The 13,762-nt window shown below is 72.9% G+C and carries 11 protein-coding genes and 1 pseudogene; 1 reads left to right on the forward strand and 11 read right to left on the reverse strand.

The genetic code is table 11. The features are described 5' to 3' along the window. Positions 1-9: 9 nt before the first annotated feature. The 4 genes and pseudogenes from HP550_RS04425 to HP550_RS04440 form a co-directional block, all read right to left on the reverse strand. Positions 10-1,956, reverse strand: a pseudogene (locus tag HP550_RS04425) (beta-galactosidase); the annotation flags it as partial. Between the two features lies 1 nt (position 1,957). Beyond that, positions 1,958-2,908: a carbohydrate ABC transporter permease gene (locus HP550_RS04430; RefSeq protein ID WP_175346382.1), complete on the reverse strand. Its 951-nt coding sequence runs from the start codon at positions 2,906-2,908 to the stop codon at positions 1,958-1,960. Continuing rightward, positions 2,905-3,900, reverse strand: coding sequence for an ABC transporter permease (locus HP550_RS04435; RefSeq protein WP_175346383.1), 996 nt, complete (start codon positions 3,898-3,900; stop codon positions 2,905-2,907). Before HP550_RS04435 ends, HP550_RS04430 begins: the two co-directional genes overlap by 4 nt. Beyond that, a complete protein-coding gene (locus HP550_RS04440) occupies positions 3,900-5,558 on the reverse strand; it encodes a type 2 periplasmic-binding domain-containing protein (RefSeq protein ID WP_175346384.1) in 1,659 nt (552 codons plus the stop codon). Before HP550_RS04440 ends, HP550_RS04435 begins: the two co-directional genes overlap by 1 nt. A gap of 250 nt (positions 5,559-5,808) precedes the next feature. Between HP550_RS04440 and HP550_RS04445 the strand changes: the two genes are divergently transcribed. Then, positions 5,809-8,559 (forward strand): glycoside hydrolase family 3 C-terminal domain-containing protein, encoded by a 2,751-nt coding sequence (locus HP550_RS04445; protein ID WP_175346385.1) that lies wholly within the window; start codon positions 5,809-5,811, stop codon positions 8,557-8,559. Here HP550_RS04445 and HP550_RS04450 read toward each other — a convergent pair. From HP550_RS04450 to HP550_RS04480, 7 genes are all read right to left on the reverse strand, one after another. Next, positions 8,556-9,758 (reverse strand): N-acetylglucosamine-6-phosphate deacetylase, encoded by a 1,203-nt coding sequence (locus tag HP550_RS04450; RefSeq protein ID WP_175346386.1) that lies wholly within the window; start codon positions 9,756-9,758, stop codon positions 8,556-8,558. The genes HP550_RS04445 and HP550_RS04450 overlap by 4 nt on opposite strands. Further along, positions 9,737-10,216: a hypothetical protein gene (locus HP550_RS04455; protein ID WP_175346387.1), complete on the reverse strand. Its 480-nt coding sequence runs from the start codon at positions 10,214-10,216 to the stop codon at positions 9,737-9,739. Before HP550_RS04455 ends, HP550_RS04450 begins: the two co-directional genes overlap by 22 nt. Next, positions 10,213-11,547, reverse strand: a complete 1,335-nt coding sequence (locus HP550_RS04460; protein ID WP_175346388.1) for a YndJ family transporter — start codon at positions 11,545-11,547, stop codon at positions 10,213-10,215. Before HP550_RS04460 ends, HP550_RS04455 begins: the two co-directional genes overlap by 4 nt. Next, positions 11,544-12,191, reverse strand: coding sequence for a TetR/AcrR family transcriptional regulator (locus HP550_RS04465; protein WP_175346389.1), 648 nt, complete (start codon positions 12,189-12,191; stop codon positions 11,544-11,546). The genes HP550_RS04460 and HP550_RS04465 overlap by 4 nt, the downstream gene beginning before the upstream one ends. A gap of 62 nt (positions 12,192-12,253) precedes the next feature. Further along, positions 12,254-12,949 carry an endonuclease NucS gene (gene nucS / locus HP550_RS04470; protein ID WP_175346390.1) on the reverse strand — a complete coding sequence of 232 codons (696 nt, stop codon included), beginning with the start codon at positions 12,947-12,949 and terminating at the stop codon, positions 12,254-12,256. Positions 12,950-12,971: 22 nt separating this feature from the next. After that, on the reverse strand, positions 12,972-13,379 hold the full coding sequence (locus HP550_RS04475; protein WP_175346391.1) for a DUF2550 family protein: 408 nt from the start codon (positions 13,377-13,379) through the stop codon (positions 12,972-12,974). Between the two features lie 13 nt (positions 13,380-13,392). After that, complete coding sequence (locus HP550_RS04480; RefSeq protein ID WP_055918108.1) at positions 13,393-13,686, reverse strand: F0F1 ATP synthase subunit epsilon; 294 nt, start codon at positions 13,684-13,686, stop codon at positions 13,393-13,395. Between the last annotated feature and the right edge of the window lie 76 nt (positions 13,687-13,762).

Genomic DNA, 13,762 nt, shown 5'->3' on the forward strand with positions numbered 1-13,762 from the left:
CACCGCGGCACCGCCGGCGGGGAGGTGCAGCTCTCCGACCACCGGTGCGCCGGTCAGCAGGTCCACGCCGTCCCCGGGCAGCACCGCCGCGGTGTCGCCGTGGTTGAGGACGAAGAGCAGCTCCCCGCGGCGGGCCACCTCGATGCCGTCGGGGACGGTCGCCAGGGGCGGCTCGACGCCCGCCGCGTCGAGGCAGTCGGCCACGATCGCGCGCAGGACGTCCGCGGTCGGCACGGTCGAGACGTACCAGGCGGTGCCGTTCCGCAGCACGGCCGGCCTCCCGGTCAGGCCCGACCCCGCGTAGGTGGCCAGCACCTCGGCGCCGTCGGCCGCCAGGTGCTCCGACCACACGGTCCCGGTGAACGTGCCGTAGCGCGCGGAACGCACCTCGACGCCCTCGGGAGGCAGCGGTCGGTGCTGCTCGCCCGAGACGCCGAGCACGTGCGCCCACGGCACGGGGAACCGGCCCGAGCGGACCCGCTGGTCCTCGTCGGAGATCCCACTGAACGGCCCGACGAGCAGGACGCCCCCGCGCTCCGCGACGCGGGCCAGGTTGGCCGCGTCGGCGTCGGACACCAGGTGCAGCAGCGGGACGACCACCAGGTCGTAGCGGTCCAGGTCGGCGCCGGGCGGGACGATGTCGGTGGCGATCCCCGCCCGCCAGAACGGCTCGTGATAGGCCGCGAGCTGGTCGGGCACGGTCAGCCGGGTGCTCGGCAACGAGTCGGACTCGGCCGCCCACAGCGAGGGCCAGTCGAAGACGAGCGCCACCCGGGCGTCGACCGTCGTGCCGACCACCGGGCGAAGGCGCGCGAGCAGCCGGCCCTGCTCGCGGACGTCCCGGTGCAGGTCCGTGTCCGCACCGGCGTGCGGGAGCATCGCCGAGTGGAAGCGCTCGGAGCCGGAGGTCGAGGCGCGCCACTGGAAGTAGCAGACCGCGTCGGCCCCGTGCGCCACCGCGCGCAGCGAGTCCCGGAGCATCCCGCCGGCGGGCTTCGGCAGGTTGTGCGGGCGCCAGCTCACCGCGCCCGCGGCCTGCTCGAGCAGTGCCCACGGCCGACCCCCGCCCACCCCGCGGGTGAGGTCGTGCGTGAGAGCGGCACGGGCCCGCGCCGACGGGTCGCCGGGATCGGTGTAGTGGTCGTCGGCGACGACGTCGAGGTCGTCGGCCCAGGAGAACTGGTCGACCAGCGGGAAGAAGCCCATCGCGTTCGTCGTCACGGGGGCGCCCGAGGACGAGCGGATCACCGAGGCCTGGAGGCGGTACACGTCCCGGAGCTGGTCGGACGTGAACCGCCGGAAGTCGAGCAGCTGCGCCGGGTTGTGCACGTACGGCACAGCCCGCGGCGGCACGACCTCCTGCCAGTCGTCGTACCGCTGGCTCCAGAACGCGGTCCCCCAGGCGCGGTTCAGCGCGTCGAGGTCACCGTGCCGGGCCTCCAGCCAGGTGCGGAACCGGTCCGCGCAGAGGTCGCAAAAGCACGCCTGCCCGAACTCGTTGCCCACGTGCCACAGGGCGACCGCCGGGTGCTCGGCGTACCGCGCGACCAAGGCGGTGACCACCGCCGCCACCCGCTCGCGGTACACCGCCGAGCCGGGACAGAAATGGTTGCGCGACCCGACGCTCATCCGCACGCCCGCCGCGTCGACCGCGGACGTGGTGGGGTCCAGCCGGGCCAGCCACGGCGGGGGTGACGCCGACGGGGTGGCCAGGTCGACGGCGATCCCGCCCGCGTGCAGCAGGTCGAGCACCTCGTCGAGCCAGTCCCACCGGAAGTCGCCCGGGCTCGGCTCGAGCGTCGCCCACGAGAACACGCCGACCGTCACCAGGTTCACGCCGGCCTCGCGCATGAGCGCCACGTCCTCGCGCCACACCTGCGGAGCCCACTGCTCCGGGTTGTAGTCGCCGCCGTAGAGGATCCCGCGCTCGCGCGTCAGCGCCTCGAAAGACGTCACGTCACCCCTTGATCGCGCCGAAGATCACGCCCTTGGTGAAGTGTCGCTGCACGAACGGGTACACGACGAGGATCGGCACGATCGCGAGGACCATCACCGCCATCTTGATCGGCAGGCCCGTGACCGCACCGGTCGCGACGTCCACCTGGCCCACGCCGCTGCCGGGGAGCGTGACGCCCTGGAGCACGTACGAGCGCAGGACCAGCTGGAGCGGCCACTTGGCGTTGTCGTTGATGTAGAGGATCGCGTTGAAGAACGCGTTCCAGTACCCGACGCCGTAGAACAGCGCCACCACCGCGACGACCGCCCGCGACATCGGCAGGACGATCCGGCCCAGGATGCGCCAGTCACCGGCCCCGTCGATGCGGGCCGCGTCGAGGATCGAGATGTCGATGCCCATGAAGAAGTTGCGCAGGATGAGCACGTTGAACGCCGAGACGGCCCCCGGCAGGATCAGCGCCCAGTAGCTGTCGATGAGCCCGAGCGAGCTCACCAGCAGGTACGTGGGGATGAGCCCCGCGCCGAAGAACATCGTGATGAGGAAGACGAACAGGATGGGGCGGTGGGCGAACGAGCCCGGCCGCGACAGCCCGTACGCGCCCATGACCGAGACGGTGGTGGACAGGATGGTGCCGACGATGGTGACGAACGTGCTCACCAGCGCGGCGCGCGTGACGATGCCGCCGTTGAGGATCTGCGTGTAGGCGTTGATCGTCAGCTCGCCCGGGACGGTGACCAGGCCACCGACGCGGATGGTCTCGGCCTGCGTCGACAGGCTGGTGAGGATGACGGTGTACAGCGGGAAGATGACCGCCAGGACGACGCACGCGAGCACGATGACCTTGAGGGTCTGGCCCCCGACCGAGGGCCGCCCCTCCCAGGCCGGGCGGTGCTTCGATCGGCGCTGACGCCGCAGCACCGGTACGGAGGTCTGTGTTGTCTGAGTACTCATGCGCGCTTGTACACCCCCGACTCGCCGAACACGTGCGCCAGCTTGTTCGCCCCCAGCACGAGGCCGAGGCTGACGACACCCTTGACCAGGCCCGCCGCTGCGGCGAAGCTCCAGTCCCCGTAGACGACACCCTGGTAGTAGACGTAGGTGTCGATGACCTCCGCGACGTCGGCGCCCACGGCCCCGCGCTGGAGGATCAGCTGCTCGAACCCGACGGTCAGCGCGTCGCCGAGCCGCAGGATGAGCAGCAGGATGATGACGGGCCGCAGCGCGGGCAACGAGATGTGCCACATGCGCCGCCACCGGTTGGCCCCGTCCACCGCAGCCGCCTCGTACTGCTCGGGCGGCACGGTGCTCAGGGCGGCCAGGAAGATGATGATCCCCCAGCCCGCGTCCTTCCACACCGACTGCATGGTGATCAGCACCAGGAACGTGTCGGGGTTGGTCATCATGTCGAACCCGGCGGCGAGGCCGTGGTCGCGCAGCGTCTGGTTGATCAGCCCGGCGCCGCCGAAGATCTGCTGGAACAAGGTCACCACGAGCACCCACGAGAAGAAGTGGGGCAGGTAGACGATCGACTGGATGGTCGTGCGCAGCCGCGGGGTGACGACGCTGTTGAGCAGGAGCGCCAGCAGGATCGGGATCGGGAAGAAGAACACCAGCTGGAACGCGGTGATGATCAGCGTGTTCTCGACCGCGGTCACGAACAGCGGGTTGGTGAACACGCGCTCGAAGTTGACCCAGCCGACGTACGGGCTGCGCAGGAACCCCGTGTACGGCGAGTAGCTCTGCCACGCGATGACGTTGCCCAGCATCGGGACGTACGCGAACACCGCGAGCAGCAGGATCGCCGGCGACACCATGAGCAGCAGCGACCGGTCGCGCTTGAGGCGCACCCGCCAGCCGATCTTGCGGGTGGGGACGGGCGCCGGCGGCGCCGCCTTCTTCGGAGAATCCGGAAGGCGGCGCCGGACCAGCTCGGGCAAGGACATCAGCTCTGGCTGTCCAGGATGTCCTGGTAGAACGCCCGCAGCTCCTCGCCACCGGAGCTCCGCCACGTCTCGATGGCCGCGTCGAGGTCGTCCATGCTCTTGCGGCCGCGGGAGATGTCCTTCTCCAGGTCGACGAACGGCTGCCCGATCGACGCGTACTGCTGCGGCTCGACGATCTGCTGGGCGTAGAACAGCGGGTCGGTCGCGTACTGCGCCGCGTTCGCCTTCCACTCCGAGGCCGCCTTGACGTAGCCCGGGTACTGCACGTGGGTCTCCGAGATGGGCGGGTCCACCAGGAAGATGTACGTCGGCTGGAGCTCGGTGGCCGCCAGCTCGGTGGGCACGGGCAGGCCGTCGTCGCCACGCGTGTAGTGCACGCCCTCGACGCCGTTGTTGATCGTGTCGTACTCGGTGGTGCCGTAGGGCGCCGCGAGCACGTTGGCCAGCGCGAGGAGCTCCGTGATCTTGGCCTCGTCGTCCGTCTTCTTCAGGAACGAGAAGATGTTCGCCGGGTTGCCCTTCCAGAGCACCGGGGTGCCGCCGTCGGCCGCGAACGGGTCGAACGGCTGCTGCCAGTAGGAGGGGTTGGCCGCCAGGTTGTCGCGCAGGGCCTCGTGCCAGCCGCCGACGCCGTCGTTCGCGATCAGCGACTTGCCGGACTGGAACCGTGACTTGGCCTCGCCGTTCTGGTCGGCGACCGCGTCGGGGTGGACGGCGCCGCTCTTGAACAGCGCGGCGTTCCACTCCAGGGCGGCCCGGTACTCGTCGGACTCCACGCGGTGCACGAGCTTGTCGCCGTCGAGCTTCCACTTCGGCGGGGCGGCGTGGATGATCGCCGCGGTGTTCCAGAGGTCCTCGGCGCCCCAGACGTTGCCGCCGGTGAGCTCCACGGCCAGGTCGATGAGGTCCTGGCCGTTCTTGACGTCGGGCGTGATGCCCAGGCTCTCGAGGACGTCCCGGCGGTAGAAGATCGCGTCCGTGATGACCTCGCCGGGGAACGGCAGGCCGTAGAGCTTGCCGTTGAACACGCAGAACTTCCACGCGTCCGAGGAGATGTTGGCCAGGTTCGGGTACGGCGTCACCTTGTCGCCCGCGAGGAACGGCGTGAGGTCCTGGAAGACGTTCTCGACGATCTCGGAACCGAAGCGGGGCGGCAGGTTCCAGGTGGGGACGCAGACCCAGTCCGGCACGTCCTTGGCCGACGCCAGCACCGTGGCCAGCTTGTCGCCGTAGACGTTGCCGTCGGTGATCTGGAACTCGATGTCCGACCCGAGCAGCCCGTTCACGGCCTCGTAGTACTTGTTGCCCTTGGTGGGCGGGATGGTGCCCCACAGCGGCGTCATCGCGGTGAGGGTCAGCCCGGTGCCCGGGGCGGTCTTCACGGACTGCACCAGCTCGGCGGGGATCGACTCGAAGCCGGGGACCGAGCCGTTGACGCTGGGGTAGTCCGGGTCGATGTAGGTGACCGGGATGTACTTGGGGATCACGTCGCCGGCGGCGGCGGCGTTCGCCGTGGACGACGGCGCCGGGGCGGTGGTGCAGGAGGTCAGCAACCCGGGGATCCCGACGACGGCCGCACCCGTCGCGATCAGGCCCAGGAACCGGCGGCGGTCGACCGCATGGTCGCCCAGCCGGCCGAAAGTAGGCGTGGCATTCATCTGCGTCCCTTCACTTCCTCGTGGAGATCGCGTCGAAGCGGTTCGACGGCGAGACTCTATGGCTATGTCCCGACAGTGGCAAGGCCCCTGGTCACGGACGCGGCACTTGCGGCAAACAGGCCCGTCAAGCACCATGAATGCCGCAGGATGCCCGCTCGGCGTCCGTCGAACCATCATCGAATCGGTTCGACATCTGCTTGCCTAAACGATTCGATCCGCAGACCCGCCCGCACTCGACGACGAGGATCCCGTGCCCGAGCCGACACCCCCCGCCCGGCCCTTCGCGGCGCGCGCCCAGCAGCTGCTCGACCAGCTCGCTCCCGCCGAGCGGCTGGCGCTCCTGCACCAGCACGCGGCCCCCGTGCCCGGCGTCGGTCTCGGCCCGTTCCGCACCGGGACGGAGGGCCTGCACGGGGTCGCCTGGCTCGGCACCGCGACGACGTTCCCGCAGCCTGTCGGCCTGGCGGCCACCTGGGACGCGGACCTGCTGGAGCGCATCGGAGCGGTCGTCGGCACCGAGGTCCGCGCCAAGCACGCGGCCGACCCGACCGTCTCGCTGAACGTCTGGGCGCCGGTGGTCAACCCGCTGCGGCACCCCCGCTGGGGACGCAACGAGGAGGGGTACTCCGAAGACCCGCACCTGACCGCGCACCTCGCCACCGCGTACTCCCGCGGGCTGCGCGGCGACCACCCGACGTACTGGCGCACCGTGCCGACCCTCAAGCACCTGGTGGCGTACGGGAACGAGACGGACCGCAGCGTCACCAGCGCGCAGCTGTCCCCGCGCGTGCTGCACGAGTACGAGCTGCCGGCCTTCCGCGGCCCCATCGAGGCCGGCGTCGTCGGCGCGGTGATGCCGTCGTACAACCTGGTCAACGGCCGCCCCAACCACGTCGCCCGCGAGCTCCTCGACGAGCTCCGCGGGTGGACGCCGGCCTCGCTTCTCGTCGTCTCCGACGCGGGCGCACCCACCAACCTCGTCACCGGCGAGCGCTACTACGACGATCACGTCGAGGCCGCCGCCGCCGCCGTCCGGGCCGGCGTGGACTCGTTCACCGACCACGACGCGGACCCCTCGCGCACCCTCGCGCACCTCACCGCCGCGCTCGAGCGCGGGCTGCTCCACCAGGCCGACGTCGACCGCGCCGCCCTGCGCCAGCTCGAGCTCCGGCTGGCCACGGGCGAGCTCGACCCCGACCTCGACCCGTGGGCGTCGACCACCGCGGACGACCTCGACCTGCCCGCGAGCCGCGTCCTCGCCCGGGAGGCCGCCACGCGTGCGGTCGTCGTCCTGGAGAACGACGGCGTGCTCCCGCTGCGACCGGGCGCCCGGGTGGCCGTGATCGGTCCGCACGCCGACCAGGTGCTCGTCGACTGGTACTCCGGCACCCCCCCGTACACGGTCTCGATCGCCGACGCCCTCGCGCCCGCCGCGGTGGTGACCGGCGCGGACACGGTCGCGCTGCGGTCCCGCACCACGGGTGCGTACGTCGACGCGGGCGCCGACGGCACCCTCACCGCCATCGCGCCGACGGCGGCCCACCACGACGTCACCGACTGGGGCGAGGGCGTCCTCACGCTCCGCGCCGCCGGCACCGGCCTGCTGTGGACGGGCGGCGGCTGGATCCTGCGCGCCGACGCCGCGAGCGTGCACGGCTGGGTGGCGCAGGAGAGCTTCCGTGCGCACCGGCACGACGACGGCTCGGTCTCGTTGCAGCACGCGGGTTCCGGCCGGTGGGTGGTCGTGCAGCACGACGGCGGCGTGCTCGTCGCCGACGCACCCTCGGCCGCGACCGCCGAGCGGTTCACGCTGCGCACGGTGCGGTCCGGGACGGCCGGCGCGGTCGCCGCCGCGCTCGACGCCGACGTCGTCGTGCTGGCCGTCGGCAACGACCCCCACCTGCTCGGGCGCGAGACCGAGGACCGTCCGCACCTGCGCCTGCCGGAGTCGCAGGCCGAGCTGGCGCGCGCGGTGATCGAGGCCAACCCGGCGACGGTCCTCGTCGTCGTCTCGTCCTACCCGTACGTGCTCGGCGCGCTCGGCGACGACGCCGCGGCGGTCGTGTGGACGGCCCACGGCGGTCAGGAGCTCGGTCACGGCGTGGCCGACGTGCTCACCGGCGTCGCGGAGCCGTACGGCCGGCTGGCGCAGGCGTGGCCCGAGGCCGAGGCCGATGCCGGCGACCTGCTCGACTACGACGTCATCGGCGGCGGCCTCACGCACTGGTACGCGTCGCGGCCGGCCCGGTGGGCGTTCGGGCACGGGCTCGGCTACTCGTCGGTGGCCTACGACGCGATCGACGCGGCCCCGGGCTCCGTCCGGGTGACCGTCCGGAACACCGGTGACCGGCCCGTCGACGAGCTCGTGCAGGTCTACGGCGCCGCGCCCGAGCACCGGCTGCGAGTGCCGCAGCGCCGGCTGGTCGCGCACCGCAGGGTCCGGTTGGAGCCCGGCCAGGCGACGGTCGTCGCGCTCGACGTGCCGGCCGACGCGTTCGCGGTGTGGGACGTCACGCGCGGGCGATTCGTCGTCGAACCCGGCCGGTACGAGCTGCACGCGGGTCCGTCGTCGGCCGACCTGCCGCTCGTGGCCGAGCTGGTCGTCGACGGTGAGCCCGTCCCGCCGCGCGCCCTGCTCGGCACCACGGTGCGGGCGATCGACCACGACGACCGCCAGGACATCACGTTCGCGGAGCGCACCCGGGAGCTCGGCGACGCGCTGGAGGTCACGCGCGCTCGGCGGTCCGGCTGGGTGGTGTTCCGGGACGCCGACCTGACGGGCGTGGGTCGTCTCGAGCTGAGCGTCGCGGTGGGCGGGTCCGTGCGCCTCGAGGTGCGCGACGGCCGGTCGTGGCGGACGGTCGGGTCGGCGACGGTTCCCGGCGGCGGGCGGTACGACTGGTCGACCGTCGCGGTTCCCGTCGAGCCGGTCGGCGTCGTCGACCTGCGCGTGGTCCTGGTCGGCCCGGTGCGGCTGGCCGAGGTGGTGGGCCGCACCTAGACCCAGGCGCCCCCGCGCATGACGCGGACAGGCGCGAGGTCATCGTCGGTCACGACGAGGTCGGCTCGACGGCCCGCGGCGAGCGCACCGAGGTCGCGGCGGCCCAGGACGTCGGCCGGCACCGTCGCCGCCGCGAGCACGGCGTCCTCCAGCGGGACCCCGGCGGCGACGACGTTCCGGACGATGTCGAGAAGATGCGCCACTCCCCCGGCGATCGCCGCCGTCTCGTCGGCGATCCGCGCCACCCCGTCGGCCACCCGGACGGCCATCGGCCCGAGCCGGTACTCCCCGTCAGGCATGCCCGCCGCAGCCATGGCGTCGGTGACCAGGGCGATCGAGCCCGCGCCCACCAGGTCGAACACCGATCGCACCGTGCCGTCGGCCAGGTGGGTGCCGTCGGCGATCAGCTCGACCACCAGCTCGCCGCGGGCGGCTGCCGCCAGGCACGCAGCGACCGGGCCCGGGTCGCGGTGGTGCAGCGGGCGCATGCCGTTGAAGAGGTGCGTGGCGGTCAGGCGGCGGTTGGAGCGTGCGGCGAGCAGGTCGAACGCGCGGTCGACGGCCTCGTCGACCTGCTCGGCGGAGGCGTCGGTGTGCCCGATCGACGGCACGGCGCCGGCGTCGACGAGAGCCTCCAGCACCGCGTCCGCGCCCGGCACCTCCGGCGCCACCGTCATCGTCACCAGGTGTCCCCGCGCGGCCTCCGCGATCCCTCGGACCAGCTCGGGGTCGCCGTCGAGCATGTCGTCGGGGTTCTGCGCACCGCACCGGTCGGCCGACAGGAACGGGCCCTCGAGGTGGATGCCGACGATCTCGCCGGCGTCCGCCAGGTCGGCGAGCAGCGCGGTCTGCGCCAGCAGGACCTGAGGGGTGGCCGTGACCAGCGACGCGACGAGGCTCGTGGTGCCGTGCCGCCGGTGCTCGTCGACCGCCCGCTGGGCGTCCGCGGCGTCGACCGCGTCGGGGAAGCTGGCGCCGCCGCCGCCGTGGCAGTGCACGTCCACCAGCCCGGGCAGGATCGTGGCGTCGCCCACCGCCGGCAGGACCCACCCGCGCGGCAGCCGCTCGGCCGGCCCGACCCAGACGATGGTCGCGCCGTCGACGACCACGACGCCGTCGTCGAGGACCCCCCGGGGCAGGACGAGCCGACCGCGCAGGACCAGGGGGGTCTCGATGCTCACGGGGTTATCTTTCCCCATGGGAGCGCCGCACCCTGCTCCTGCGTCCATGGCGTCTGCCGGGCGTGCACCCGACCGGTCCGCCACCGGGCGACACCCGCCCCGAGGGCGCCCTCGGCCGCGGCGATCAGCGTGTACCAGCCCTCGCCGCTCTGCAGGATGCCGAACATCGCGAACAAGGTGACCGACAGGACTGCCCCGCCGAGCGCGAAGGCCGCCACGTGCACCCACTCCCGGCGGCTCTTCTCGAGCAGTCGCGCGATCAGCACGCCCGCCGGGAAGCCGACCAGCCCGATCAGCACCGCGGCCACGACCAGGGCCACGACCAGGTAGTAGAGGGTCTGCGGCGCCTGACGTGCCCACGGCGAGTCTGCGTCGGTCAGGAGGAACACCGTGACCGCAGCCCCGTTCACCAGGGACAGGACGGCCAGGCAGCGCAGGCACAGCGCCGCGATCGCCTTCGGCCCACGGACGCTCACGCGGCGCTCCCGACCGCGCGCCCGTCCGCGGCGAGCACCCGGCGCGCGCCGCGGGCGAGCAGCCGCAGGTAGGCACGCTGGACGACGACGGTGAGCGGGCCGACCGCGCGCACCCACCAGAGGTCGGGGAACGAGTACGCGGTGACGACGAACCAGAGGTCGCCGGCCGCGTCGCGCTCGACCGTGAACGACTCCTCCCCGCGGAACACGTGCCCGGCCACCGTGCCGTAGCCGAACCCGATGCGGTCGGCCGTGCGCTCCACCCAGACCACCTCGCACGGCTCGTGCAGCCGGACCGGCCCGACGCCGACGCGGCTGGCCACCCGCACGCCCGGAGCGGCCTCGTCGGCGTCGTGCCGCAGCTCGATCCCCGCGGCCGCGTGGACCTGCCAGCGCAGCAGCGCGTCACCCACCACGGCCAGGTCGTCGGGTCGAGAGCCCGGACTCAGCAGGTGCCGGACGCGCAGGTGCCGGTACCCCGCCGGGAGCGGTGCGCCCTGCGTCGCGCCGACCTCGGTGTAGGTCAACCCGGTCGGCTCCGGGACCGGCCCCCGGAGCCGCAGACCGAGCACGGTGCACAGGACGAAGCCCAGCGCGTTGGCCACCCCGTGCGTCGCGGCCATCCACGACAGGCTCGGGTGCGCCAGCCCGGTCGCCTCGCCGACCGCCCACCAGAGCGCCAGCAGCATCGAGGCGCCGACCGTCAGTGCACCGACCCGCAGCAGCGCGCGGCCGGTGCCGGGCAGCCGGACGGCGGCGAGCGCCGCGCACCAGAGCCCGACGGTGAGCACCACCGCACCCACGAGCTCGGCCGCGTCCGACACGAAGTACCCGGCGAGCACCAGCAGGACGCCGACCGGTGCCGCCGTCGCCGCGGCCCGGGTCAGCGGGGTGACAGCGAGGTGCGCCAGCAGGCCGACCACCAGGCACGCACCGAACCCGGCGAAGAGCATGTGCGGCACGGTGAGCGCGAGGTAGTCGCCGGAGAACCCGAGCAGCCCCCAGCCGGCCCGCTCCGCGACGAGGGCCAGCGCGCCGACGAGCGGGGTCGCCAGCGCGACCGCGGTGGACAGGAGCCGCACCCGCAGCACGCAGGCGGCCAGGACCACGGATGCCGCGGCGAAGGGAACGGCGAGCGCGACGGCCACGGGACCCACCGGCAGCCAGACGCTCAGAGCCGCGAGCAGCCCCACCAGCGGCCAGATCAGCGACGCCGAGCGTGGGACCGCCCGGTCGCCCAGGAGACGCAGGCCGAGGGGCAGGACGACGACCGTGCCGAGCCCGACGACCACCCGGACGGCGTCCGCCGCGACCGGCGACAGCTCGCTCATGCCCGTACCGCCCGCACCAGCGCCAGCACGTCGTCGGCGGCACCGCGCAGCACGGGCAGCCGGGAGAGGCGCACCAACCGGCCGATCAGCGGCGCGATCCCCTCGATGAGCGTCCGCGTCCGCCGCTGGCCGGGTGAGCCGTCGTAGACCCAGAACAGGGTGACCCCCAGCTGGGCCAGCCACAGCAGCTCCGGGAGCTCGTCGCGCAGGACGCTGGGCACCGCGGGCGACGCACCCTCCACGAGCTCGCGGAAGATCGCCTGGCTCAGCTGGCGCGACTCGCTCGACTCCGGGGAGAACGGGCTCGCCGCCGAGCCGGGCCGGATGGCGACCGTGATGAACTCGCCACCGAACGCGTGGTACTCCGCGAAGGCATCGACGCCGGCCAGCAGCACCCCGCGCAGCCGGGTGGCCAGGTCACCGCCCTGCGCCAGCACCGTCCGCGCGGCCTGCGTCTGCTCGCGGTTGACGTCCAGGTACAGCTCCTGCACCAGGTGGTCCTTGGACGCGAAGTGGTAGTACGCGTTGCCGGTGGCCACCCCGGCCTCCTGCGCGATCGCTCGCATGGTGGTGGCCGCGTAGCCGCGCTCGCGGAACAGCCGCAGGGCCGTGGACCGCACGAGGGATCTGGTGTCGTCGCTCATGCGGCAAGTTGAACATGTTCAACTGAACATGTTCAAGATCGCGGTCGTGTGACGTTCTCGGTCTAGAAGAGGCGGGAGCCGCTGTCGTCGACGCCGCGCATGGCGTCGTAGTCGAGCACCAGGCAGCCGATGCCGCGGTCGGTGGCCAGCACGCGCGCCTGCGGCTTGATCTCCTGCGCGGCGAACACCCCCCGCACGGGGGCCAGGTGCGGGTCGCGGTTGAGGAGCTCGAGATACCGGGTCAGCTGCTCCACGCCGTCGATGTCGCCGCGGCGCTTGATCTCGACCGCGACCGTGCCGCCCGCCGGGTCCTTGGCCAGGATGTCGACCGGCCCGATCGCCGTCGGGTACTCGCGACGGACCAGGGTGTGGCCCGTGCCGAGCAGCAGGATCTGCGCCGCCAGGAGCTCCTGGAGGTGCGCCTCGACGCCGTCCTTGACCAGGCCGGGGTCCACCCCCAGCTCGTGCGCGGAGTCGTGCTGCACGGCGTACAGGTCGATCTCGAGGCGGTCGTCCGACTTCTGGTGCTGGACCGTCCACACCGCCGTGACCCCGGCGGCCCGGGCCTCGTCGGAGGGCTCCGACACCGCGAGCGTGCACGGTGGGCTCATCCAGTTCAGCGGCTTGTACGAGCCGCCGTCGGAGTGCAGCAGCACGCTGCCGTCGGCCTTCACGACCAGGAGGCGCGTGGCCAGGGGCAGGTGGGCGTTCAGGCGACCGCTGTACCGAGCGGAGCAGGACGCGACGACGAGGCGCATGAGCTCGTTTCCGGTGTCGGGGTCAGATGACCGAGCCCACGCGCGACGGCGTGGCCTCGATCCATGACGTGAGCCCGGCGTAGGCTCCGGCGCTCATCAGCAGGTGGACGGTGGGGCCACCGGGGCCCTGCCGGCAGGTCACGACGACCTGGCCGCCGCCCTGCTGGCTGCGCTCGACGACCGCGAGGCCGACCCGCTCCCAGCGTTCGCGGGGGCGCGCGGCGAGCGAGCGGTAGCGCCACCAGTACAGCCGGTCGGCGCCGTACTGCGCGACGCCCGAGGACCACGGCCCCTGCGCCGTGCGGCCGAGCGAGCAGGGGAACGACCCCACGCGCCGGTTGAGCGTGTGCACCCGGGAGAACCAGAGCGCGACGACGGCGAGCAGCAGGAGGACAGCGACACACGCGAGTGCGACGCCGTGTCCGCTCACCGTCCCGGCGCCCTCAGTGCGTGGCCGGCGAGGTCGCGGGGCGTGCGCCCTCCACGACGTTGTCGGCGACGATGGTCAGGTGGTTCGAGTCGAAGGAGAGGAACCCGCCCTCGACCTGCCAGCGCTTCGGCTCGCCGCCCCCCACGGGGAACACGCGGACCTCGCCGGGCTGCAGCACGGACAGGACCGGCTCGTGACCGGCCAGGATGCCGATCTCACCCTCCCCGGCCTTGGCCGAGACCATGCGGGCGGTGCCGGACCAGAGCTTTCCGGCGGTGGCGACGAGCTCGACCTCGATGTCTGCCACGGGACCTCCTTCGATGTGTGTGCGGGACTACGGGCCACGCAGGGGCACCCTGGCGGGCACCCCTGCGTGGGTCTGA

It is taken from the genome of Cellulomonas humilata (assembly GCF_013359775.1).
Classification (GTDB): domain Bacteria; phylum Actinomycetota; class Actinomycetes; order Actinomycetales; family Cellulomonadaceae; genus Cellulomonas; species Cellulomonas humilata.